The sequence below is a fragment of the Vibrio sp. Isolate24 genome (assembly GCF_022398215.1).
In the GTDB taxonomy this organism is placed as follows: Bacteria; Pseudomonadota; Gammaproteobacteria; order Enterobacterales; family Vibrionaceae; genus Vibrio; species Vibrio coralliilyticus_A.
Genome location: NZ_JAKEUU010000001.1, coordinates 65,538 through 89,550 on the forward strand (window position 1 = coordinate 65,538; position 24,013 = coordinate 89,550).

General features: G+C 46.5%; 20 protein-coding genes. 15 read left to right on the top strand and 5 right to left on the bottom strand.

Annotated features, from left to right (window positions below):
* Positions 1 to 66 precede the first annotated feature (66 nt).
* The 3 genes from L1D23_RS00305 to nfsA form a co-directional block, all read right to left on the bottom strand.
* Entirely contained in the window at positions 67 to 1,065 is a 999-nt protein-coding gene (locus L1D23_RS00305) for an ABC transporter substrate-binding protein (protein ID WP_239863583.1), read from the bottom strand.
* Positions 1,066 to 1,228: 163 nt separating this feature from the next.
* Complete coding sequence (locus L1D23_RS00310; RefSeq protein WP_239863585.1) at positions 1,229 to 3,010, bottom strand: SgrR family transcriptional regulator; 1,782 nt, start codon at positions 3,008 to 3,010, stop codon at positions 1,229 to 1,231.
* Between the two features lie 426 nt (positions 3,011 to 3,436).
* Positions 3,437 to 4,159, bottom strand: coding sequence for an oxygen-insensitive NADPH nitroreductase (gene nfsA / locus L1D23_RS00315; protein ID WP_239863587.1), 723 nt, complete (start codon positions 4,157 to 4,159; stop codon positions 3,437 to 3,439).
* Positions 4,160 to 4,316: 157 nt separating this feature from the next.
* On the opposite strand from nfsA, the gene L1D23_RS00320 reads away from it, so the two are divergent.
* Positions 4,317 to 4,958: a MarC family protein gene (locus L1D23_RS00320; protein WP_239835905.1), complete on the top strand. Its 642-nt coding sequence runs from the start codon at positions 4,317 to 4,319 to the stop codon at positions 4,956 to 4,958.
* Between the two features lie 77 nt (positions 4,959 to 5,035).
* On the opposite strand, the gene L1D23_RS00325 is transcribed toward L1D23_RS00320, so the two are convergent.
* A complete protein-coding gene (locus L1D23_RS00325) occupies positions 5,036 to 5,557 on the bottom strand; it encodes an NAD(P)H-dependent oxidoreductase (RefSeq protein ID WP_239863589.1) in 522 nt (173 codons plus the stop codon).
* 115 nt (positions 5,558 to 5,672) lie between these two features.
* On the opposite strand from L1D23_RS00325, the gene L1D23_RS00330 reads away from it, so the two are divergent.
* Positions 5,673 to 6,566 carry a LysR family transcriptional regulator gene (locus L1D23_RS00330; protein ID WP_239863590.1) on the top strand — a complete coding sequence of 298 codons (894 nt, stop codon included), beginning with the start codon at positions 5,673 to 5,675 and terminating at the stop codon, positions 6,564 to 6,566.
* Between the two features lie 39 nt (positions 6,567 to 6,605).
* On the opposite strand, the gene L1D23_RS00335 is transcribed toward L1D23_RS00330, so the two are convergent.
* On the bottom strand, positions 6,606 to 8,648 hold the full coding sequence (locus tag L1D23_RS00335) for a hypothetical protein (RefSeq protein WP_239863592.1): 2,043 nt from the start codon (positions 8,646 to 8,648) through the stop codon (positions 6,606 to 6,608).
* Positions 8,649 to 8,819: 171 nt separating this feature from the next.
* On the opposite strand from L1D23_RS00335, the gene L1D23_RS00340 reads away from it, so the two are divergent.
* From L1D23_RS00340 to L1D23_RS00400, 13 genes are read left to right on the top strand one after another with little or no spacing between them, the layout of a single operon-like run.
* Positions 8,820 to 13,685, top strand: a complete 4,866-nt coding sequence (locus L1D23_RS00340) for a DUF1566 domain-containing protein (protein WP_239865328.1) — start codon at positions 8,820 to 8,822, stop codon at positions 13,683 to 13,685.
* A gap of 57 nt (positions 13,686 to 13,742) precedes the next feature.
* A complete protein-coding gene (locus L1D23_RS00345) occupies positions 13,743 to 13,925 on the top strand; it encodes a Flp family type IVb pilin (RefSeq protein ID WP_006961609.1) in 183 nt (60 codons plus the stop codon).
* Between the two features lie 24 nt (positions 13,926 to 13,949).
* Positions 13,950 to 14,789 (top strand): Flp pilus assembly protein CpaB, encoded by an 840-nt coding sequence (gene cpaB / locus L1D23_RS00350; RefSeq protein WP_239863594.1) that lies wholly within the window; start codon positions 13,950 to 13,952, stop codon positions 14,787 to 14,789.
* Between the two features lie 18 nt (positions 14,790 to 14,807).
* Positions 14,808 to 16,217, top strand: coding sequence for a type II and III secretion system protein family protein (locus L1D23_RS00355; protein WP_239863596.1), 1,410 nt, complete (start codon positions 14,808 to 14,810; stop codon positions 16,215 to 16,217).
* 7 nt (positions 16,218 to 16,224) lie between these two features.
* Positions 16,225 to 16,851, top strand: coding sequence for a CpaD family pilus assembly lipoprotein (locus tag L1D23_RS00360; protein WP_239863598.1), 627 nt, complete (start codon positions 16,225 to 16,227; stop codon positions 16,849 to 16,851).
* The gene (locus L1D23_RS00365; protein WP_239863600.1) at positions 16,851 to 18,017 is read left to right on the top strand and encodes a P-loop NTPase; all 1,167 of its coding nucleotides are present in this window, start codon (positions 16,851 to 16,853) and stop codon (positions 18,015 to 18,017) included. Before L1D23_RS00360 ends, L1D23_RS00365 begins: the two co-directional genes overlap by 1 nt.
* Positions 18,017 to 19,354 carry a CpaF family protein gene (locus L1D23_RS00370; protein WP_239863601.1) on the top strand — a complete coding sequence of 446 codons (1,338 nt, stop codon included), beginning with the start codon at positions 18,017 to 18,019 and terminating at the stop codon, positions 19,352 to 19,354. Before L1D23_RS00365 ends, L1D23_RS00370 begins: the two co-directional genes overlap by 1 nt.
* A complete protein-coding gene (locus L1D23_RS00375; RefSeq protein WP_239863602.1) occupies positions 19,351 to 20,256 on the top strand; it encodes a type II secretion system F family protein in 906 nt (301 codons plus the stop codon). Before L1D23_RS00370 ends, L1D23_RS00375 begins: the two co-directional genes overlap by 4 nt.
* A complete protein-coding gene (locus L1D23_RS00380) occupies positions 20,253 to 21,107 on the top strand; it encodes a type II secretion system F family protein (protein WP_045986499.1) in 855 nt (284 codons plus the stop codon). The genes L1D23_RS00375 and L1D23_RS00380 overlap by 4 nt, the downstream gene beginning before the upstream one ends.
* Positions 21,104 to 21,838 carry a tetratricopeptide repeat protein gene (locus L1D23_RS00385; protein WP_239863603.1) on the top strand — a complete coding sequence of 245 codons (735 nt, stop codon included), beginning with the start codon at positions 21,104 to 21,106 and terminating at the stop codon, positions 21,836 to 21,838. Before L1D23_RS00380 ends, L1D23_RS00385 begins: the two co-directional genes overlap by 4 nt.
* Positions 21,832 to 22,266: a TadE/TadG family type IV pilus assembly protein gene (locus L1D23_RS00390; RefSeq protein WP_198561847.1), complete on the top strand. Its 435-nt coding sequence runs from the start codon at positions 21,832 to 21,834 to the stop codon at positions 22,264 to 22,266. Before L1D23_RS00385 ends, L1D23_RS00390 begins: the two co-directional genes overlap by 7 nt.
* Complete coding sequence (tadF, locus tag L1D23_RS00395) at positions 22,256 to 22,825, top strand: tight adherence pilus pseudopilin TadF (RefSeq protein WP_239863604.1); 570 nt, start codon at positions 22,256 to 22,258, stop codon at positions 22,823 to 22,825. The genes L1D23_RS00390 and tadF overlap by 11 nt, the downstream gene beginning before the upstream one ends.
* Entirely contained in the window at positions 22,818 to 24,011 is a 1,194-nt protein-coding gene (locus tag L1D23_RS00400; protein WP_239863605.1) for a Tad domain-containing protein, read from the top strand. The genes tadF and L1D23_RS00400 overlap by 8 nt, the downstream gene beginning before the upstream one ends.
* Positions 24,012 to 24,013 lie beyond the last annotated feature (2 nt).

The window sequence follows — 24,013 nt, forward strand, 5'->3', positions numbered from 1 at the left end:
TTCCTTTTAAAACCAAAGCCAGACAAGGCTGGCTTTGGAGTACTTCATATCAGTGATAACGTCTTGTTAAAGAGCACTTTTTACTTTGTTAGCGACGTCTTGAGAAACCCATTTAGTCCAGATTTGCGGGTAATCTTCCAAGAAGTAATACATGGTTTCTTCACCATCCGCTTGGTTGTCTTCCATCCACGCTAGTAACTGGTTCATATCAGCATTGGTGAAGCCACGTTTGGTAAAGTATTGATAAGCGTCTGGTGCACGATTAGCGAAGGCTTCGGTTGTAATCGTGTGTACTGGTGATGGTGGGTACATTGTGGCTTTAGGTGCATCGCAGTCGGCGTTGGTGGTACAAGAGATAAACTCTTTTTCATCGACACCACTACCAAAATCAACTTTAACCATGTCATATTTACCAAGAACAGCTGTTGGTGCCCAGTAGTAACCAAACCATGGTTCTTTTCGCTCATAAGCTTTTGCTATGGCGCCCGATAGGCCCGCACTTGAACCGGGGTCAACAATGACGAAGCCAGAGTTATCGAGCTTCAGTGCTTTAAATAGGTTGCCAGCGCTAATTTGACAGTTCCAACCGGCAGGACAGCTATAGAATGCTGATTTATCAGGATCTTCAGGATGCTCAAATAAGTTCGCGTGCTTTTTAACACCTTCAATGGTTTTCATTTCAGGGTACTGTTTCACCAAATAAGACGGAATCCAAAACCCTTCTTCACCGCCATCAACCAGTGAGCGCCCTGCATAGCGAAGCCGCTTCTCTTCAACACCTTTATCTAGAGCATCTTTAAGGCTGTTACTCCATAGCTCAGGTGCGACATCTGGTTGACCTTTTTCGATCATAGATGTGCCCGTTGGCATCGTATCGCCTGGAATAAGCTCGGCTTCACAATCGTAACCGTGTTCAAGAATAAAGCGGTCAATGTTGGCAATTAGGCTGGCAGAGTTCCAGTTCATATCAGCGATGGTGACCTTGCCACATTCATTGGCAGAAGCATGAGAGATAAAAGCGGCGTTGGTGGCAATGAGGGCTAACACTGCAGTTGTGTATTTCATTTCAAATTCCTTTCTGAAGTATACAAGCACAGAGTAGTAAAAAATTAATTAGTGTTCAAATGATTAATTTATGAATATCAAGAAGTGAGATGTTGGTTTAATGGCTAATTTTCATGTTTTGTAGATAAAATGAGGGTTTTAAATAAAACCCTCTGTTAGAGTACTAAATATAAGGGTGCGAATCACTTACTGAATCATCCGTTGACCATACATTACGGATATCCGGCCAGCCCCAATTGGTGAGCTCGACATCCTTAAGAACACCATGAAAGCGCAAGGTTTGGCGGTGATGGAAAAGTGGTGTTAACCAGTATTGATTGATCAATGCGGAAGCTATGGGCTCCAAAGCATCAAGATATTGATTTAGAGGCGTTTTTGAACGAAGTGTATTGAGCGATTGAGTGAGCCATTGTTTTGAGTCTTGGCCAATACAGCTTTGTAGAACCGGATTATGGTACAGGCTGCTAAAAGCGGAAGCGTGTCGATTGTCATCTAAATTGATATTCGTAATGATCATGGACTGGTTGAGTTGTTGATTTTGAGCCAGCTCATTGAGCTGTCGGTAGGAGTAGGTTTGAACTTGAACATCGACTCCTAGCTCAGAGAGAATAGCTTTGACGGCAAAAGCACAGTTTCTTAGCACTGTATAGTCGTAAACAGCAATGTCGAGTTGTTTTGGCAATTCAACACTGGGTGCCTCGGGTCGAATAACTGGATGCCACATCGGTAACATATTGTGTGCTATTTCACAGCCAAATAATGTCTGACTTGATTTAAGCTGTTCAAACACACGCACAGAACTCAAGTGTGAAGATAGATAGCGCCGCTGAGCATCATTCAGTGTGGTGGAAGCTATTTGATTGAACAGTATGAACATACAGCCGTCTTCGATACGTGACTGCTGAGTATCATTGCGGACCTTAATGTCGACAGCATGAGAAAGGTAATAATGACACTCGCGGCTTTCCTGTGCACCTGGCTGATTAGTCTGAATCTGTTTGTTCGTTAATTCACTTTCATCTAGCTTCCAGATAGTCACTTGATCCGTGAGTGCTCGACACCCGTAAAATCGCTCGAATGCTTCCAAACAAAGGCGCGTCTGTGAATGTTCACTTACTTGAAAAGGCCCGGAACCAATCACAGCATAGCTGTGGGCATTATTGACTTGGCTGGTGGGTTGAATCGAATATTTGACACCTGAGATCAGGCCCCCAAACCCTTGATCGGGCTGTGAAAGCTGGAAGATCACCTTGTTCGCCATTGGAGACGTCACGCTGACTAAATGGGCTAGTTCACTTTGATAATTGGTCAGTGTTGAAAGTTTAGCAAACAGGCTAACAATACTGTCTGCATCTATGGCTGCCCCGTTATGGAAAGTGAGTGAAGGTCGAAGATAAAACGTCCATTGGTAATGTGTTTCATCATAGTGCCAATGATGAGCAAGCTGAGGTTCAAGGCTACCTTCGGCATCACTGCTGACCAAGCAACAGTAGATTTGGCGTAATAAGTATCGCTCGCTGGAACGCTGTAGTTGATGGGGAACGAGTCGTTCAAAAGAGCGTTTGTAGGTTAATTGGATATGGAGCACGCCTTCTCGAAGTGAGGCCCCTGATGTGCTCTGTAACAGACGCCCAAATGCTGTTTCATCGTTATCGAGAATACCCAAGGCCTTTTCATACTTTCCTTCCAATATGCGCTTCGCCGCCAGCTGTGACTTCAGCTCATTCAGTGGATGATTGAGTAACAAACTGGAGCGTTGGTTTCGGCCCACCTTTGGAGCCCACTCCAGCCACTCAAGCTGTTGCATCTGGTTGATTAAATTTCTTGCATGACGAGGGCTAGTGAACAGGAGTTCAGCCACTTGAGGTAGGGCTATTTTGATTTCTTCACCCACTCCTAATGGCTCGAGTCGGGAGTAGTAGCGCAACAAGGTTAAATCTGACACAAGGGCTCCAGATAGTAAAAATAAGCACAATACAAAATAATCATTTCCCTATTTTAATAATAAAAGTGAATTTTCGTTTCATTTAAGGCTGTGAATGACTTTATAGGGAAGTGATTAAATAAAAGTTCTCGGTTTTTCTGTTCCTATTATAGAGAAATAATAAGCAGGTCAACACAGGATTAAGAGAGAAAAGATGAATTACAGCAAACAGAAGCCACTAGTCTGTTATTACTATGAGAGATTGGAAAAAGCGGACTCTTGGCTGGAACGTTCCGCTATTTTGGCTTTAATACATCTTTGCCATTGGTAAGTGGCTAAAGACAGCAGCACAGCCAAGCAACATGCTCCAAAACCCCCACGAACATGATTGGCCGTGCTGCTCTTTTTATACCTTACGTAAGCGATTACCTCTTGTGATAGATATATTTACTTTATCGCTAACCCCTTACCATTGAGGTAAGGCTTGATGTGTGGACGGCATTCTCCGGCCAGTTTCCCCGTCACTTGTTCCGACCATGTGCTCTGTTTCTGGTTGCTGCTTCGAGCGGCATAGTAAGTTTGCATCGTCGTATCGTAGTCTTCAATATCTTGCAGGTTGAGAGGCTGGTATTCATTCTCATGTACGATTACGTGCGCAGGTAGGCGGGGTTTGATTTCAGGATCCTGATCGGGATGACCTAAGCATAATCCAAATAAAACAGCGCTATTGGCCGGCAAGTTAAGCACGTCATCCACTTCTTGAGCGCAGCTTCTTAGTCCACCGATGTAAACACCCCCTAAGCCCAGAGATTCTGCAGCAAGCAAGCAATTTTGAGCCATAATGCCGCAATCTACTGCACCAATCAGTGTGAGTTCAGTAAATTCAGGCTTTACCTTCGGGTTTATCTCAAAATGCCTCTGATAGTCAATACAGAATACAAGGAACTCAGCAGCGCTTGCTACGTATGGTTGATCTCCTGCTAAATGCGCTAAAGCTTGACGTTTTTCGTTATCCGTCACACGGATAATAGACACGACTTGCAACATGCTGGAAGACGAAGCAGCAAGGCCAGATTGAATAATGATATTGAGCTGAGATGAGTCAATGGCCTGATCGGTAAATTTACGGATAGAACGGTGAGACAAAATGGTGTCTATCGTTGGTGTCATGGCTGAGTCCTTTGTTCTTTATATAAGTTGCATGTGCAACATATCTAGTATCTTATTGAAAGTCGAGTAGAGATCATGCAGTTGTTACTTTTCTGTTTCACAGCTATTGTTCACATCTGGATGAAGTTTTGAAAATGAATAGAAATAAGAAGGGGTTATGAAAGAGTTAGTGCTACATACAGTGACTGTATTTATGGGTTTTTTCGCTATCATGAACCCGATTGCTAATATTCCAATTTTCCTTGGGCTGACCAGTGATGAGGATCGCCAGACGGTAAAGTCGATAGCCTTACGCTCAGTCTTAATCGCTTTCGGGATAGTTTTTGTCTTTGTGATCTCCGGAAAGTTAATTTTCGATTTGTTTGGTATTACCTTGTACGCATTGCGTATCACTGGTGGTATCTTGGTTTTCCTTATTGGTTTCAATATGCTGCAAGGAAACTCAACTCATTACAAAACGAAGGAAAAAGCCTATTCGCCAGAGCAGCAGCAAGCGGCTTTGAGTGTGGCTGTGTCTCCTTTAGCGACCCCGATACTGGCTGGTCCAGGAACGATTGCTACGGCGATGAACTTCGCAACAGCTGGAGGCTTTGATCAGACCATTATTACCATTGTAGCCTTTGGTGTATTGTGTGCCATTACTTATGTGTTGTTCTTGTTTGGTAATAAACTGGTAAAAGCGGTGGGTCCGAGTGCATTGAATGTAGTCACCAAAATGATGGGTTTGATCTTGGCAGTGATTGGTACTCAAACGTTAATAGAAGGTCTAGTCGAAGCCTACAAAACCGTTTTGGCTTAAGTTGTTTGAGTTATAAAACTAAGGCCACCCAGTAAGGGTGGCTGCATGATAAGCTGAGCCTTGCTGCAGCTGAATCATTATAAGGCTTGAACGATAGCTAATAACTGTTGGTTGAACGCTTGGTTAGTTACTACGCCTTCCTCAATGTCGAAATTGTCGTAAAAGTTTGGTAGTGACAGGGCACCTTTTACATCAGCAGCGAAGTAGGGAGCCGAACCTTGAGCTGTGTTCAGTACACTGCTTGCACCGCCAGCACCTGGAGAGGTTGCTAAGAGAATGACAGGCTTGTTTTGGAATACTTTCATATTGATACGTGAAGTCCAATCAAACAGGTTTTTATACGCCGCAGTGTAAGATCCGTTGTGCTCAGCAAAGGAAATAACCACGATATCTGCCTCTCCAATGGCTTTAAAAAATAGTTGTGCCTGTTGTGGGGAGCCGAGTTCTTTTTCTCTGTCCTCACTAAAAATAGGCATTTCATAGTCGTTTATGTCTATAAGTGAAATGTCTGCGCCTTCTATCTGTTTCGCCGCGTAGAATGCCAATTTTTGGTTAATTGAATGTTTGCTGCTGCTTGCGCCAAAGGCTAATACTTTCATCTTCATGTCCTCACTTACTCTTGGTGTTGAGTTAACTATAGTTTGATTCCTTTAATTGATTAATAGGGTAAATGTGTAATTATTATTTCCATATGACTTGTAATTAAGGTGTAAAATGAAAACGAATCTGCTGGATGGAATGGTGATCTTTGTTTACGTTGTGGACACAGGAAGTTTCACTCAGGCTGCTCAGAACACTGGCCATTCGACTTCTTACATCAGTAAAGAAATCTCTAAGTTAGAAGAGCGTCTTGGGGTTAGGTTGATGCATCGCACCACCCGTACCCTGAGCCTAACTCCTGAAGGCGAGCTGTATTATGAAAGCTGTAAGCAGTTGGTCGAAAGCGCAGAAGATATAGAAAACGCATTAGGTGGCAAACAAAGTGAGCCCCAAGGGCATTTAAGAATTAGTTGCCCAGTTAGTTTGGGGGTGGTGGAATTGAGCCCGATGTTAGCCAAATTTATGGCTCAATACCCGAAAGTGACTTTTGAAGTAAACCTAAGCGATCGCAGAGTTGATCTTGTCGCTGAAGGGATTGATGTTGCGGTGCGTGCTGTACACAGAGCCGAGGATTCAAGTTTAATCAGTCGACGGATAAAAACCACAGGCTCTGTGACGGTGGCAGCGCCAAGTTACCTTCGAGCCTATGGAACACCAAAGTCTCCTATAGAGTTGTCCCAACACAAAGCTATTACTTATAGCTACCAAAAGAATCCTAATTTATGGGAGTACATTGACGCTGATGGAGAATCCATCAAAGTCGAAGTCAATAGCGTTTTTTCTGCCAATAGCCCTGATATGGAAATGAGCATGTGCCTTGAAGGTGTTGGTATCACTCGCTTACCAGAAGAACATGCTCGGGATGCAGTTGCGACAGGCCGATTGGTTGAGCTGTTCAGCGATCTTCCCAAAAATAAAATCGACCTTTGCCTTGTCTATCCGAGCCGTAAGCATATGTCGGCGAAGGTTAGGACCTTTATTGATTTTATGGCAGAGAATTTCACTTAAATCTAGACAAATAATGTAGGGAGGCCAAGCCTCCCTTGGTCATAGAGCTTTGTAAAGTTGAACTCTGTCGCCGCGGTTAGTTCCGCTTATATAGACTCCTGTGATCTGGCTGGCTTGTGTGGCCGTTGAAGGGCTCCAGTCCAGCGTAACACCATGAAATGCCTGAGCAGCACTGGCTGGTGTTCCGGTTTGAGCGAGCACATATCCTAAGCTGGTTGAGTTCCAGTGAGAGGTGGACGTTTTTTCCCATTCCTCAAGCAGCTCTTTGGTCACCAACTGCGAAGCAACCTTTAACTTCGGGCCTGAGATATTGGCGAATTGGAAGTAATCTACCCCACTCCGATTAACAGTGATGGCTTTGTCATTTTGGACAAACAGATTGGTTGTCTGACTCGCATCGAAACTGATTTGTTTGGTCACTTCTCGCTTAATATTGTCTAGCAGGTAGACGCTGGTGGCAGTAATGACCACAGTGAATTTACCGTTGGGAGACGAGTCCATCAGCTTGGCTTGGCCATCAAGGTTTATTGAGTCGAGTTGCTGAGTATTTGGGCTTTTATCTGTCCAAATAACTTTGTTTTCTGAGGCTAACGCCATCACTATTTGCCCGCCTGCAGCGAAGCTAGCATTTAAAACATCGGTAACATTCAGCGCTAGCCTTTCCGTGAGAGTCTTAGTGTCAACAAGCTTAGGGGGGGACTGGCGGTTATCAGAAATAATCAGAATTTCATTATCATCTTTAGAGAAGATAATGGTTTTTTCGTCAGAGCGTAATGTGTAGGTGATGGGATCCATATTGAGTGTAGTAGCGTCTAAGCGGCGCAACTGGTCTCCATCTGCATTCAGGCCATCGTCTAGTTTCGCTATGATAATTCCCTGCTGATAAAGAGCATGCATCCATTCAAAGTTATCGTTGTAGCAGGAAGACGCAGACAGCGGAACGGTCGGTGGAGCAGGTGGTGGAGTAACAGGAAGCTCGCTTCCTGATGCACCTCCGTACGCATCGATTTGCAATTTCCGCGTTGTTGCTCTGACGGCGACGTTGGTATTCGGGTTGCCTGTTTTGTCCTGCAGGCTGGTCAGGAATATGCCGTTACCCCCTGTCGTATTACAGACGAAGCTCTGGTTTCGAACGCCATTAGGTTCGTACAATTTGTATGACTGAACACTATTGAGCGCGGGAACGACTTCCTTGAGTGTGTTGGAGGTATCCTGTTGATATCCAGGAAGTTTGTTAGCATTTCCACCATAATGATCATCATCGTCATGCTCATCTTCATCGTCGTCATCATAGGAAGCGATACTACGAGAACCAAATGATGAACTCGAAGCACCGATTGCAACCGATTGTTTTGTCGCCGTATCCAGCTCTCGAACATTATCTCGCGCGTCAACGTAGATTATTCTGCTGTTGGCTGGATTAAGGGCGATAGATTTCATAGCGGCCAAGCCAGCATCACTTTGTGACCCATGAATTAACAGTGAACCATCAAAACTGATATGGCGTGATGTTTGAGCTGCTAAATCTATTGCGGAAAGATCAAGCGTCTTGTGTTCAATCATTGCGTCAAGAGCTTGGGCAATATTCACCATTGGCGAACTGCTTGAGCCCTGGGTCTGAGCTTGTTTCAGCGATGCCATCAGAAGATTTGTCGCTTGTTGAGGGCCATGGCTGACGTCCACCGATGTGAAGTCGACACCTACGTGCTGGCCAAGCACAGACTGAAGGTAAACCTTTGATTTTTCGACACTGCCACTCGTCGATGGGTTGTATAGCATCTCACTGTGGAGCAGCGTCGTGAAGGGAGAGATGATGCTCAATTCAGCGGGAGAGGTAAGTATTGCCCCATTGGCATCGATCATTCTTGAATAGCCGCTCGTAACCGCCACTTGTTTTTCATAGTTACTACAACTGCCATCAAGGTCAGTATCTGCACAGGATGCCATACTTTGGTAGCTGTACGTGCTGGCTGTTGCCGCCGATGATGAACTTCCAGATTCTCCGCCACCACCGCACGCGGATAGAGCTATAGCACTAGACACAGCAAGGGCTACACTGCATATTGTTGTATTATTAAGCATGTTGAACCAATAATCTTGTTAATTAATATAAGACCTAGCATTTATCTCTATTATTTAATCATCATGTGAAATAAAAGATCAAATGATATTGATAATAAATATCATTTAAATTAATATCGCCGCCGGAATTTTGATTAGACCTACAAATTTAAGGAGTATCCAGCGGTGAAAATGCTGACCAAAAAGCTCAGTGTCGGGGCTATTTCCGTTGCACTTTTCGGTTGTGGCGGAGGAAATGAATCTGACCCAAAACTGACTTCAAATGAGACGCCTGCAACAGGCAACTCTGGCTCAGTATTATCTGGTGTGGTACTCGATGGTTATCTTTACAAAGCGAATGTTTGTCTGGATAAAAACAACAATGCGGTCTGTGATAGTGGAGATGGTACAACGGTTCAGACGGACAAGTCGGGTCAGTACACATTGCCTTTTGAAGGCAACGTCGAAAATTACAAGTTGCTGGTAGAAGCCATTGCCAATGTGACGGTTGACATGGACAACCCAAATCAAGCTGTCACTCAGGGCTTCACTCTGGAAACGCCATCATCACAACCGAGCATCATCAGCCCTATGACGTCGATGGTTGCCAGCCTAGCAACAAGTTCTGGGGCAACGTTTGATGAAGCTGCAGAAAGCCTTGCTAGCGAGCTAAGTGTTTCCGCTGATGTGCTTAAGTCTGACTATGCGGCAGATACTTCTCAGGAAAGTCGAGAGATACACATGCTGGCGCGAGGGATTACCCGAGTCTTGCAGTCTGCTCAGGAAAGCTCCGTCAACGACGGTGTCAGTCAGGAAGTGGCGAGAAAAGGCTCGATTCAAAGATTGGCGAATTTAGACGCCGCGCAACTAAAGCTTCGTACCGATCAGTTATCTCATGGCGCGAGCAATACGGAAGAAGCGTTAGCTCAGATCGGTTCTGATTACTATGAGCATCTTAAAATTAAGCCAGAAGACTTAGATGGTGACAATATTCTAACCAGACCGAGAGCACCACGCGGCGGGGTCGTCAATGACGCGGCTGACACGTTTGATTGGCAATTTGTTCCAGGTTTCACAGAGGTTAACGCTTACGAATTCTCGTTAGATAGAGGTCAAAGTTGGCAACCGGCAACGTCAAAGCCCATTAATGTCGGTGCTCCAGCAAGAAGTGTTGGTGATGTTCAGGTACGTATCATGGCAAAGCCAGCGAGATCTTTGGCATCAGGCATGGCACTTCTATCGACTAAAGTGTTCACGGCGACGCTTGTACCTGCCGCTCCGACATCTTTGACACTCAATGACGCTGATAATAACTTTGACTGGCAACATTCGGCAGATTTTCGGCTCGTCGCTCACTATGAGTACACACTGGATGGTGGTAAAAATTGGCACGATGTAGTGAGCAAACCACAAAACATCGCTGATATTGCGATTCCAGTCGGAGACTTAAAACTCAGAGTTAAAGCCGACCAAAATTCAGGCCGTCCTGCTGGATTGGTGGTGAAATCAGAGACCGCGATGACGGTCACTCCTGATGCGCCCGTCGCTCCGGTTTTAGTCTCTGCGAATGATGATTCAGATATCTTGGCTTGGGAAAACGTGTCTGGTTTCGGTAACGCCGCTGATTATGAAATCAATCTCGGCAGCGGATGGCAAGATGCGTCAGCGAACCCTTACCAAATTGGCAATGTAAACATTCCAGCCAACACCATTCAACTGAGAGTGAAAGCGAACCCGATTGATGGCCGCCCGGCTGGTAAAAGTCTGGTGGTGAGCAGCGCGTTTAACAAAGTGTTGAACAAGCCTGTTGCACCGACGCTTCCAGTCATCAACGATGCTGACAACCTTCTGAACTGGACGAACGTTGACGGTTATCCGAACGCGGAGCAATACGAATACTCACTTGATAGTGGAATCAGCTATCGCCCTGTAACATCAAAGCCCCAGGCTATTCCTGATGAAGTATTCAAAGTGGGACAAGTCTGTGTACGTATCAAAGCATCAGACGATGATGCTGTCGGTGAAAACTTGTGTTCAGACAAGGCATTCACTGTCACTCCGAGCACGCCAAGTGCGCCGATGAATGGACTGGTTAATGATGCGTTAAATACCTTCAATTGGGATTGGGTCGATGGTTTTAACTCGGATAGTGATTATGAATATCGCGTCGACGGTGCCGGTTGGGCAACAGTTCAGAGCAAACCTCTTCAACTTGAAGACAAAGTTTATACCGTTGGTAGTTTAGAGGTCCGTGTTAAGTATGATCCCGTCACAGGACGCTTTGCTAGTCCTGCTTTGTTTAACACTAAGGCTCTGACAAAGCAACCAGAAGCGCCAGCAGCGCCAACAGGTGTGGTGGTGGATGACACCGCTGATACCTTGGACTGGACCTTTGTCACTGGCTTTACCTCATTGTCCGACTATGAGTGGTCAATGAATCAGGGAACGGATTGGGCTCCAGTGCTAGAAAAACCTGTGGTAGTGGGCGATGTCGCCAAAAGTATCGATCAGGTTCAGGTACGCGTTCGTGCTAATGGTGAAAACGGTATGCCAGCGGGCGCACAAGCCAGTAATGATACTGTATTCACAGAGCTGCCAAAATTACCAGCGCTGACAGGTGGAAACATCGTTGTAGGGAGTGACCAAGCCAACACCAAGTACCCCAACTTAATCGCTTGGGATTTTCTCTCTACGACTATTGCCAATAAGACCGTTACGTTTGATCAGCCTGAGTACTATGAGTTTACCGTTGACCAAGGTGCTAGCTGGAAACCTGTCACATCCGTTCCTCAGTTTATTGGTACGCAGGCTTATGCCAAGGATAAGGTCGGCGTGCGTGTTAAAAAGAGTGCATTCCCAGGCTTGGAACACCCGGCGAGTAAGGTTCTTTGGGCATCTAGTTTAGAAGGTAAGTTTGTTGCGATTCAGTATCTTCCGATGGTGTCAATGCTGCAAGTACCAAGCTATGCGGATTACAATGGCTGGGTAGGTAACAATGTTAACTGTATCGCTGAATATGATACTGAAGGTAAAGGTACTCCTATCTTTTGGTCGAAATCTGCCTCTACCTCGAGTTCAGCTGACGTAATGAGCGTGATATCTGAACTAAACCATTGCGGTATAGGTCAATGGACTTTACCGACAGCTGAGGAGGTAGTATTACTGTCGAAGAGAAATCGTGATTCTTTGCCTTCAATAGTGCGAGGCCACATGATCAGTGATGCTTCTTCGTTTGTCTGGGCTAACAAATCCGGCGTGCCAGTCACTTATACAAAAGGCATTGAAACAGAGCCTCACTCGTATAGCAACGATGTCTATGCCAAATGGGAAACCATTTCTAGCGATAGGTTACTTGCCGCGTCAATCGCTCAGTTGGATAACATCGATAAGTTAATCTCTGACCAAAATGTTTTAACGACAGAGTCTGAGAATTTCTTATCCAACTGGCTCACTGCACTCAAGAACCAAACCAAAACGTCTCAAACATTACTCACAGATGTGTCAGCTCAGTTGGAGACGGTGAACAAGGCTGTCATGCCATCCAGTGCTCAACTCGCACAAATGGAATCTGTGTTGAAAGGTTTTAAACTACAGTCCAACCTCCTGCGCTACAACACTGATACGGCGAGCATTAGTTTCCTGGTCAACGTAAAAAGCCTTGAGACTAAACTCTCTACTGTTCGCCAAAATATAAGTGCTTTAGTCGCGACAAAACAGCTTCTGCAAGCTGCAACACAGATAGCGACACTGCATACTCTGAACAATAAGCTGGTTTCTGAAAAAGATCGTTTATTGGCAGCAAGCCTAGGTAGTGATATTCATTCTTCGTCATTGGCATTGAGCGATTTAGTCGCTCAAATGGAAAGTGAAATCAATTCACTTGAGGTTTTGAAGCAACTATTAGACACGAGTTTAGCGACGCTCCCTGAGCGCTTCAAAACACTGGGTTTGTTAATGACACCACTGACAGAGGAAATTGCTGTCGCAACTTCACTTCAAGATGTGTCGGCTTTGAAAGTGATTATTGTTGACGGATTAAATCGGGCACATGATGCTGGATATGTTGTTAGCGAAGGTGAAGCGACCGTATTGGGCCGGTTTGCCAAGTTGGACTCACTTGGTCGTTTCTTGCCGGCAAGTGCGACATACGCTCAGGGCTGGCGTTGTGTATTGGATGTGAGTTCTGGTGATAAGAAGAGAACATGGACTCTACTCCAAGATGGTCAAATGGGTGGTGTCGACCACGTCTCTTTCAATGCAGCAGGCGCTGACATAAAAACCTTGCTAGGTGCTGGTGGTTACTTAGAAGCGAGAAACGACCGTTCTTTTTGCGGATTCAGTGACTGGCAAGTACCGAGTTTACCTCAGTTAAAAGGATTGGCGACAGCTACCATGCTAGATGGTAAAGAGGCGACTTTAGATCTGGTTGCTTTTCCCCATCATCCTAAGAATCAAGACCAGAAAACGGCCACATTTTACTACTGGTCAGGTGCTGAAGACAGTGCTGACAAGCAGATGGCTTATCACTATTCCAGTCAAGCGAGCATAGGTAAGACGGAGAGCTTCTCACACAGCCATTACTCAGACCAAGATGTCACGTTAGCGCGTTTAGTTCGTGAAACGGTTCAACAGGTTAACTGGACCTATCTCGCGCACAATGGCGATGTGGTTCAAAGTAGAGAACAAGCATCGTGTGCAAGAAATGAATCTACCGGAGCCGTTTGGCAGATATTTCAAGACGACAACTCCAGTTCCCGCACTGTTAACTATCGAGAGGTAAATGAAGCACTTGCTGCACACCGCTCGTCTCATGTGTGCGGGTTGAACAACTGGAGGCTTCCATCGCAAGAGGAGTTACTGGGTTTACTACCAGTCGATGCACAGTTGTTCAAATACAATGCGGTGAATAACTTTGGTACAACCAGAAGATATCTGACCAACAGGATAACGGATAAGCAGTATGACTTCATTCATACTGGAACGGGTGAACATGGCGCTGTCAGAAGATCAAGCGTCCTAGACCAAAGCCTTTACCTATACCGATTTATCTCAAAATAATAATAACTTTCAGCCCTTTTATTGGGGCTGAACCTTCTCTTTTTCAGGAGTCTATTCATGTTAAATAAAAATAAGCAACGTGGCGCAGCTGCGATTGAATACGCGATTTTGGCAGCGGCAATGTCTGTTGTTCTTCTTTCGTTCGTTGGGGGCAGTGATGGCAAGTTGACCAAAGCCATTGTTGGTGCCTACGAGACAGTGATCGAATCACTGGAGCAAACTCAGGATTCTGGTAACTAAACCGACAAGGCTGAAGGAATAATCATGACGGCTAAGCGATTGATGATGTTGTCTATCTTATTGTCTAGCATAGGCATAGGATTGTTGCTGCTTGGGCAAGATAACTCAGAACATCAGACGAAAGAGCAACCTGAACAAGTGTTCCAGCGAGTGCTGGTTTCGGGTCAGGATATCGGTGTCGGCGATGTCTACACGCCCAATATGTTTCGTTGGCAATCTCTGAGTGAGGAGCAGCTTTCTGATTACGTTGACTACGTGACGGAAGATGAGATCACTTCCATTAACCTAGCGAGTGGTATTGCACATATTGCAATTAAACAAGGGCAAGTTATTGCTGCGGCTGACTTGATACCACCACAGGGTGGGGCTTCACTGGCCTTGAAAGTCAGAGCTGGGTATAGAGCGGTATCGGTGCCTGTTGATCAGGTAACTGCCAATTCTGGCTTTGTTCAACCGGGTGATAAGGTCGATATTTTACTGCTGGGTTCTAAGGTCAGCGAGTTGAAGAAGTACGATAATGTGGTTGAAGGCCTTTACGTCAGCACTATTGCAACCAATGTTCGTATTCTTGCTTTCAATAATCTCTCATCATCTGAAGGGTTCCAGGAAAAGCGTCACGACTACGGGGCGAAAATACCGGATAACAGCTCTGTATCACTGGAAGTGACGCCAGAGCAGGCAACACAAATTGTGCTTGCTAACCAGTTAGGCCGCTTGACTCTTTCATTGCGTGGTTCGGGTGAAACAGACTTTTCATTACCGCAAAGCCATACCATCACAACGACTCAGCTGAATCCGGAAAGCAAATTAATTGCTCCGGACGTAGACCTGATTCAGTTACGACCAAACAGCGACAAAAACTAACAACTTCAGGACGAAACAATGAACACATTACTGCGCTGGTGGAGCTTGTTGCTGCTTCCCGGTTGGCTTTTTGCGCTTCCAACATGGGCAAATGCCCTCGAAGTGAACATAAATGAAGCGAAAATGATTCGCCTGTCAGAAAAGGCAAAGTCGATTTTTATTTCCAATACACACATCGCGGACTACCAACCTATGACCAATACCAAAATCATGGTGTTTGGTATGCAGGCTGGCACTGCCACGATCACCGTTCTTAATGAGCAGGAACGAGTGATTTACAGCAACAAAATTCGCGTGGTCCATGATACTCAGGAATTGGATGAACTAATCAAAGCTCAGTTCCCTGATGCTTCTGTGAATTCTGAGTCACTCGGTGGCAAGCTGTGGCTTAAAGGGTCTGTACCGACTCCGGCAATGGCGCACAGTATCGTTAATGTGGCGAAAGGGTATTTGTCTCCGATCGTCGCTCCGCAAGAGAGCAATAACAATGACTCTTCAAAAAGCAGTAATTCATCGGAGAGTAACTCTGAAAACCAGCAAAACTCGAATGGTGATGAGCTGATTAACCAGTTGGTGGTGACGATGCCAACGCAAGTTAACATCCGTATTCGAATTGCAGAAGTCTCACGCAATGTATCGAATAAACTCGGCATTAAGTGGGGTTCTCTAGTCACCAATGGCAGCACCGTTGAAAATACGGTCGGTAGCTTTCTTTACAATAAACCTTGGGATGTAAGCAGTTGGGCCAAACCTAACCTAAGCGCACTGGTTGATGCGCTGGCGTCTACTGGTGATATGTCGATTCTGGCAGAACCAAACCTGACCGCAATGTCTGGTGAAGAAGCCAACTTCCTAGTTGGTGGTGAAGTGCCAATTCCTCTGATTCAAGGGGACACTGCGACGGTTGAGTACAAGCCATTTGGTGTCAATCTGAACTTCAAACCAGTGGTGCTTGGTCCAGATAGAATCAGCTTAAAAGTTGAGCCTGAGGTCAGCAGTGTCTCTGTTGATAATCAAGCGGTTTTAAATGGCAATGTGCTGCCTTCCTTCACGTCACGTAGAGCGTCAACAACGATTGAACTGGCCAGCGGGCAGAGCTTTGCACTTGGCGGTTTACTGCAAAGTAGTGAAATTGAGCAGTTGCAAAAACTACCGGGTATGGGAGATATTCCAATTCTAGGTGGTCTTTTCCGTTCTAACGAGTATCAACGCCGTGAAACAGAACTGATCATTATTGCTACCGCTTACCTTGTCGAGCCAACACGAAGCGATAACTTACCGATTCCTACCGATGCTCTGATTCCACAAAGCGATCTGGAGAGACTGCTGGCGCTGCCCGATGAGGATTTTGTCGGAACCAGTGGCAAAGCAACTTACACCGACAACCGCAAGCCTCGTTTACTGGGCGACAACGGATTTTACTACTGAGGTGCGCATGAAATTACAATCGTTACTTTTGCCTGTTTTGCTCGTCCTGAGTGGCTGTGCTTCTGATCAAATAGCGCGTCAGCCTGCCATAGATGTGGTCTCCGTAACTAATAAGCTTACTCTTGCGGTCGAAAAGAAATCGCTCACTCCGCAGCAGCAACAGGATATCCGATCCTTCATCGTTCAGCGTGGAAACCCCTATAGCCTAAGAGTGAAATTGGTGAGCTATTCGCCTAAAGGACAGTCTCAGGTTAAGCCTATTTCAGACCTGTTGCTCGGACAGGGGCTTGCAAAGCACCAGATTATGACTGAATGTGCTACCGGAACTCAATCTGGTGATGTGCAGGTCATCGTTGAGTCGTTTCGTGCCAAAGTACCTGGGTGTGGTACCGATAAATCACAGCCGGTCATCTTCAACCAATATAAAACTCATCAGGCATACGGGTGCAGTAATGCTGCGGCTTTAGCGCAAATGGTCGCTAACCCGAAGGATTTGGTTGTGGGTGAAAAGCTCGGTCCAACGAATGGGGCAAAAGCCGTTGCAGCCATTGATGCTTATGTTGCTCCAGCAAGCACCAATGAAAATAGTCAGGATAACGGCTCGGTGATTTCGATTAGTACGGGTGGTAACTAATGATGAAAAATCAGAACCTTTCAGTATTGGTGGCAAGCTCTCCGGCGCTGGACTGCTACCATCTAAGCCTTGCATTTGCAGAGCAAGGGATCACTCAGCTTACTCAGGTTTCTTTAGAGCGTGAGCAGATCATCAAACAGGCACTGATCAATAACCACAGCGTCATTGCGCTAGATGTGATTGGTTTGTCAATTGAAGATGCTCAAAGCCTTGTGAGTAATCTAGTTCATCGTACAGGCTGCAAGGTCATCGCAATTGGTGATGATGAGAAGATCGCTTACTACCGCAGTTTGCTATCGGCTGGAGCTCTCGAATATTTGGTGAATCCTATTACACCGGATGCGTTAGCGTCTCTCGATTTTGGTCACCATCACAATGGAAACCAAAGTGGGAAACGTATCTCTGTGGTGGGTACGAAAGGTGGCGTTGGCACTTCCACTGTCGTTGCGAATCTCGCGCGAATGATGAACAGTCGTGGCCAGTCGACAGCAGTGGCTGACCTTGATTTTGCCTCAGGGGATCTGGACTTGCACTTCGATGTTCAAGGGAATACCGCTTTGGTTGAAATGCTGCAGTATCCAGAGCGCCTTGAGCCAGTAGTTTTTGAACGAAGTGGCATTGCGGTTCAGCCAGACTTAACCTTGTTCACTGGCTATTTACCTTTGGATACTGACCCGTTTTGGCCGGACAAAAACGCGTTAGAACATTTCAGCAAATACTGTCTGGAGCACGCCGATAATCTCATCTTTGATATTCCCTCGTTCTCTCTGAGAGATCAGGTCGGTATGAGCGTGCTAAAAAGTGCAGATGTGCGCGTTATCGTCGTTGAACCAACTTTGTCGTCAATTCGTAATGCTGGGCAAATCTTTAGCTTCCTTTCTGCTGGGGCAGAAGCTGGTCTCGCTAAGGAAAACCTCTTAGTCGTTAATCACACAAAATCGAACAAAGCCTCCTTGATTGCATTGAATGACGTTCACCGTGCACTGGGGGTTGATATTGATGTTTCAGTGCCTTTTGCACCGAATCACTTCTTAGCTAAAGAGTCGTTGGGGCAGTCTGCCATCAAAGGGAATCGCAAGGTCAGCCAAGCGTTTTCTGACTTAGCGGATAAAGTGGAAGGCACACAGCAATCACGCTCATTCAGATTCTGGAAGCGAGGGGCGTAATGTTTAAGTCGACAAGAGCGAAAGAGCCATTAGCGATAAATCACGCGCACAGTGCCGTAGTAGCGCAATCGGATCCTATTCGTGAACATTATCACCTGATCCACTCTCAGGTGGTGAACGCGATTGAAGCCAGTGTTGTCATCAAGCTCAGCCCTCAGGAATTAGAAGCGAGGATTTTACTGCTGGTAACGGACGTGGTTGCGACTCATCAGCTGCCGCTGGGCAATCGTGAAGTCGCGCTAGTGGTCAAACAGCTGGTGGATGAGTTATTGGGTTTGGGGCCGCTGCAACCATTGATTGACGACCCTATGGTGAGTGACATCATGGTGAATGGACCCAATGAGGTTTACATCGAGAAGTTGGGTAAATTGCAAAAGACGTTGGTCGAGTTTCGCAGCGAAGAGCAGTTGCTCAACCTAGCTCGTCGAATCGTCAGCAAAGTTGGCCGTCGAATTGATGAAAGTTCACCACTGGTTGATGCGCGTTTAGAAGATGGCAGCAGGGTCAATGTCATGATCCCTCCGCTTGCATTGGATGGCACGTGTATTTCAATTCGTAAATTCAATCAGGAAAAACTGTCTCTCAATCAGATGGCGCAAAATGGCGCCATGTCAGACAGTATGGTGCGTTTACTGGATATCATTGTTCGTTGTCGGTTGAACGTTTTGATTGCGGGTGGAACAGGCGCAGGTAAAACGACGCTGCTTAACGCGATGTCATTCAGTATTTCGCCTCATGAACGGATTATCACCATTGAAGATGCCGCAGAACTTCAGCTTCAACAGCCGCACGTGGTTCGAGCTGAAACCAGACCTGCAAACGCAGAAGGGCTAGCTGCTGTCAGTCAGCGAGAGCTGGTTAAGAACGCATTAAGGATGCGCCCTGATCGCATAATCCTTGGAGAGGTGCGTGGTGACGAAGCCTTTGAAATGATGCAGGCCATGAACACTGGCCACGAAGGTTCTTTGTCGACCTTACACGCGAACTCTTCGCTAGATGCATTGGTTCGAATTGAAAACATGCTGATGATGGCGCAATCCACCTTGCCATTGTTTGCATTGCGTCGACAAGTGGCTGATACGATTGATGTGGTGGTTCAAGTAGAGAGAATGCGTGATGGTAAGCGTCGTGTCGTCGCTATCACAGAGGTTATCGGCTTGGAAGGTGAGCAATATGTCACCAACGATCTCTACCGCTTTGAGGTTCAGGGCGAAGATCATCAGGGTCAACTGCTGGGCAAGTACATGAGTGTCAGAAGTTTGCCTGCTTTTGCATCCAAAGCGCAATATTACCAACTTGACAGCCAATTACGTTCAGCCATGGAGCTCGACTTATGATCCTTGCTCTGGTCGTGATTTGGTGCCTGACCGTAGCGTTTTCCCTTCATTACTACAGCCAGCGTCGTAATGTGAAGCGACGCTTGTCGAAGTACATCCCTGAGGCGGGTACGAGTCATTTGAGCTCGATTGTTAAATCGCGCCAGTCTGGCGGGAGAGTGCGCGAGTTCTTGTATCGTACTGACGCCTTGTTGCCACGTCAGGACAAGCTATTGCTTGCTTTGTCAGCATTCGCTTTGCCGCTTGGCACGATATTCTGGCTGCAAGCGCTGGCATGGTATTGGCAAACCGCTGTTGTTTTAGTGTGTTTTGGTGTCTTGTTCTGCACGCTGTTTGTTGTGCGTCGTAAAAAGCAAATTGAAGAGTTTGATACCAATATCGTTCAGGTGTTGGGGCTTGTTAGTCGTGCGGTGTCCGCCGGCCTTTCTGTTCCTCAAGCCATCGAACAAGTGGCGAATTCTCAAACAGGGTTATTGGGGCGGGAATTTGCGCTTATTACAGACAATTTGGCGTTAGGTATTTCGCTGCGTCAAACACTTGATGAAGCCTGTACTCGCCTCCCTTACCGTACTTTTCGTTATTTTTCCGTCGCTCTGATTCTTAATCAGAGTAACGGTGGCCAGTTGAGGGAGATCCTCCACAATCTGAGCCGCACCATGCATGACAATCGAGCCATGCTCAAGAAAGTAAAAAGTATGACCGCGGAACCGAGAATGACGGCAAAATTTCTCTCATTGCTGCCTTTGTTGCTGGTGGCCGTTGTTGCGTGGATTGATGTGTCGTTGTTCGAGTTACTGGTCTACACCGAAAGTGGTCAGTCGATTCTGATTTACTGTGCAGCCAGCATTGCTTTTGGCGGTTTCACGCTCCATTCGCTGACTAAAAATAGGAAGTTCTCATGATATCTATGATTGCGACCTTGCTGATTGTGGTGGGCGTCATTAGCTCCGTGGTTTGCTTTCAGCTTGCACGTCAGCAGGACGTCATCCATCGCCGCTTGAAACAGGTCAGTATTTCGACACTGCACACTCGCTCACTAGGCGAAAAATGGCGATGGAAGTCGAACCCTGCTCGTCAAAAACAATTGGCATTACTTGGCTTTAGCCAAAATCATGCAGAAACCCAGTTTGTGTTGATTCGCTTTGTCTTGATGCTTTGCGGCGCTAGCTTGTGGCATTTTGGTCGCTCTTTAGGCTGGTCGGCGGCGGATATTGCTCAAGATATAGCGGTGGCAATCGCTTGTGGTATTGCGGTTGATCGACTGCTCGAATGGCGTGTTAACCAGATTCGTCAGGAAATCTCCAAAGTGGCACCCGATGCACTCGATCTGATGGTGGTCTGCGTCGCTTCTGGACTGACACTGGAAAACACTTTCCGTGTTGTTGGTGAAGAAATGACGTCAGTTTCTCCGGCCTTAGCCCGAGAATGGGCACTGACTGCAACGGAAATGTCAGTGCTGGATTCTCCGCAGCAAGCTTTGCTCAATCTGGATCAGAGATTGGAATTGCCAGATATCAACAACATGGTTGTGACCATGTCTCAAGCGCTTCAGTTTGGTACGCCTCTCTCGCAGGCACTGAGCCTGATTGCGTCTGATAGTCGTCAATACCAGTTGCTCGATCTCGAAGAATGGGTAGGAAAAATTCCAGCCAAAATGTCTTTCCCACTTGTGGTGTTCATCATGCTTCCAGTGGTGGTCATGATTGTCGCCCCTGTTGTTCTCAGCCTGTTTAATACCTTGGACACATTATGATTAAACCATTTCTCTCAGCCTGCTTTTGTCTATTGGTTTTTGGTTGTCAGTCTACAGACAGTCAGGTTGAGCAATCCGATTTTCAACTGGCGGAAACCGCACTGACAAACGGTCATGCGGATAATGCGCTTAGCATCTATAAGCAGAAACTGGAGATGACTCCAGATGATCCCCAGCTTTTGTTTCTGGCGGGCAGTGCCAGTAATCAAGCCGCTCGTTACGATGAAGCGCTGCATTATCTCAAAAAGGGCAGTGCACTTAAGCCCTCCCCACAGTTTGATCGTGAATTAGGTCGCGCACACTTAGCATTAGGAAATGTTCGTTTAGCGACGGAATCACTGCGCAGAGCGGTGGAAGGAAACGAGAAAGACGAAGTGGCGCTAAACAGTCTTGGTGTGAGCTATTCATTGCAAAAAAGCTATGAGGCTGCTCGTGACGCATTTCAGCAGGCGATTAACATCAGACCGGACAGCTTAGAGTACCGAAACAACCTCGCGTTGAGCTGGATGCTAGATGGTCAGCCAGGTCAAAGTATTCGGATTCTTTACCCAATTTACCAACGCGGTGAAGCGACAACTAAGTTGCGGCTTAACTTGGCGTTATCTTATGCATTGCAAGGTGAGGTCGATGCTGCACGAACGATCGCGATGGGCGATCTGACCAAAGCGGAGTTAGAGAACAACTTAGCGTATTACCAGCATCTTGCTGAGCTGGGAGCTAGCGCATGGTGATGAAGCGTCATTCTGGGAGCCAGACGATAGAGTTTGCAATGGTAATTGTTCCCCTGATGATTGTGCTACTGGCGGCATTTGAATTTGCTCGCCTGATGTGGGTCACCATGATCTTTGAATCTGCCGTCAATGCTGCGGTTAGGGATGTAAGAACGCTGCCACCTTCCACGACTTTAGACGGTCAAATCCGCGATCGCATCGCCTCGTTTCCATTGCTCGATCTAGAGAGGATCGACATTGACCCCCCACGTTATAGCGATAGCGTTCAATCTTTAGCTTTGGGGAGAACGACCACTTCTCTAACTGCGGTGATGGCCGAGTACCACATTCGATACCGTTTTACCTTTTTGTTGGTGCCAGCCCTGTCCGAAACGTTTCCTTCAGCGGCGTCTTTAAGTCGAACCGTATTGGTGAGTCATGATGCGTAGTGTTTCAAAGCAAAATGGCGCAACCGTGATCGAGTTTCCGTTTGTTGTGCTCGGAATTCTGACCATCGTTTTGGGGCTGTTCGCAGTGTACAAGCTGCTCTACCTTCAAAGTCGTGTCGATAGTACGGCGTATTCGATGGTGAGCGCTGCTGCAAGAGCGTTAGTGCCACAAGGTAGCGCTAAAGCCTATGAAGATGCGAGTGCGAATCAACTGTTGAGTGTCGCACAGCGTTCTTTACCCACAGGTTTTGAAGCAGAGCGTATTGGGCTTGTGCTTGAAATTCGAACCGTGACCGCTGGCCGCACAGAGCTCATCACCCAAAAAGCAGGCAGTGACTGTGAGGTAGAACAAACGATAGATGCTCTGTCTACACTCGCTCCAGTTAGCCGAAGCTCGATTGCCTCGTTACGTGGTAAGACTGCGAGCCTGTATCAGGTAACGCTATGTATCTCCGAGCCGTTGGAGTCGGATAGTGCCATTTTCAATTGGCTGCCATTACCGCTTCCAACATCTATGCGCAGCCAAGCTGCCATGATAGGGAGGCGCTACAGTGCTTAAGCAACATACAGGCTCTGTCTCCTTATCCTTCTTAGCGCTGCTGATTCCTTTGGTGGTGCTGTCTGCTGCGACCATCATGATCGGTTTTCAGGTACAACTGAGTAGCCGTGCGATGCAAGCCGTAGACGCGGCTTCTTTGGCGTGTGCATTTGCCGACTACTCCGATCCTAGCGTTAATCAGGCGTATCTGGAGTATTACCAGCCCAACGTCAAACTGGTGAAAAGCGAGATATACAGTGCTTCAGGCTGTGAGCTGAACATGGGGTATCAGCTGACAGGGCTATTCTCATCATTGAAATTTGCACAGGCTTCGTATTCAGCACAATCAGGCTCAGTAGAGCAAGCGCACGTCAATCAATCGGCCAGTGTGACCCCAACGGAAATGACTTTAGTGTTGGATATTTCCAGCTCCATGACAGGGTCAATCGACACGTTAAAGGGCATCCTTACCCGCGCAATAGAACGCATTGAGCAAGACAATGTACAAATCGATGGAAGGCGAGCAATTAGTATCTCTATTGTGCCTTTTTCTGATGGGGTATCTGCCCGCAATGCCGATTGGTTAGATGACAAAGGCGTCTTCTGTATCGATGGGCTGACCAAAGAATCTGGCGGCTCTGTATTGGTGAATGAAACCGTTCAAAACCTAGACCGAATCCATTCTGAAAAGGCGGTTAGTCATCGTGCACCGGACGAGTTTCTCGCAGATTGTAGTGCCTCAGCCACCCTTGTCCCGCTTACCGACAATATGAGCGAAGTGAAAACAGCAATTAATGCCCTGACTACGACAGGTGGCACCCGCTCCTATCAAGGGGTTATCTGGGGGGCTCGTCAACTGATTCCAAGATGGCGCCAAGAATGGGGATATAACCCTTATTCGCTCGTACCTAAGCAAAAGCTGATTCTGATGACTGATGGAGTTGATAGTGGTTATGTACTGGATGACCTGATTGACGCTGGCCTTTGTGACCGTTTAGCCAATGAATTTGCTATTGAGCTCAATTTTATTGGTTTCAATGTCCAAGACAGCCGCCTAGCTCAGTTTCAGAGCTGCATCAACGCCGCAAATACAGACGGAATCAAGGGGCAGGTTTTCTCTGCAACCAACACCGAGAAACTCGATGAGTACTTTTCAAAGATATTGGAAGTTCAGTATGACACCACGCTTAACTTCGGACAGAAATAAAA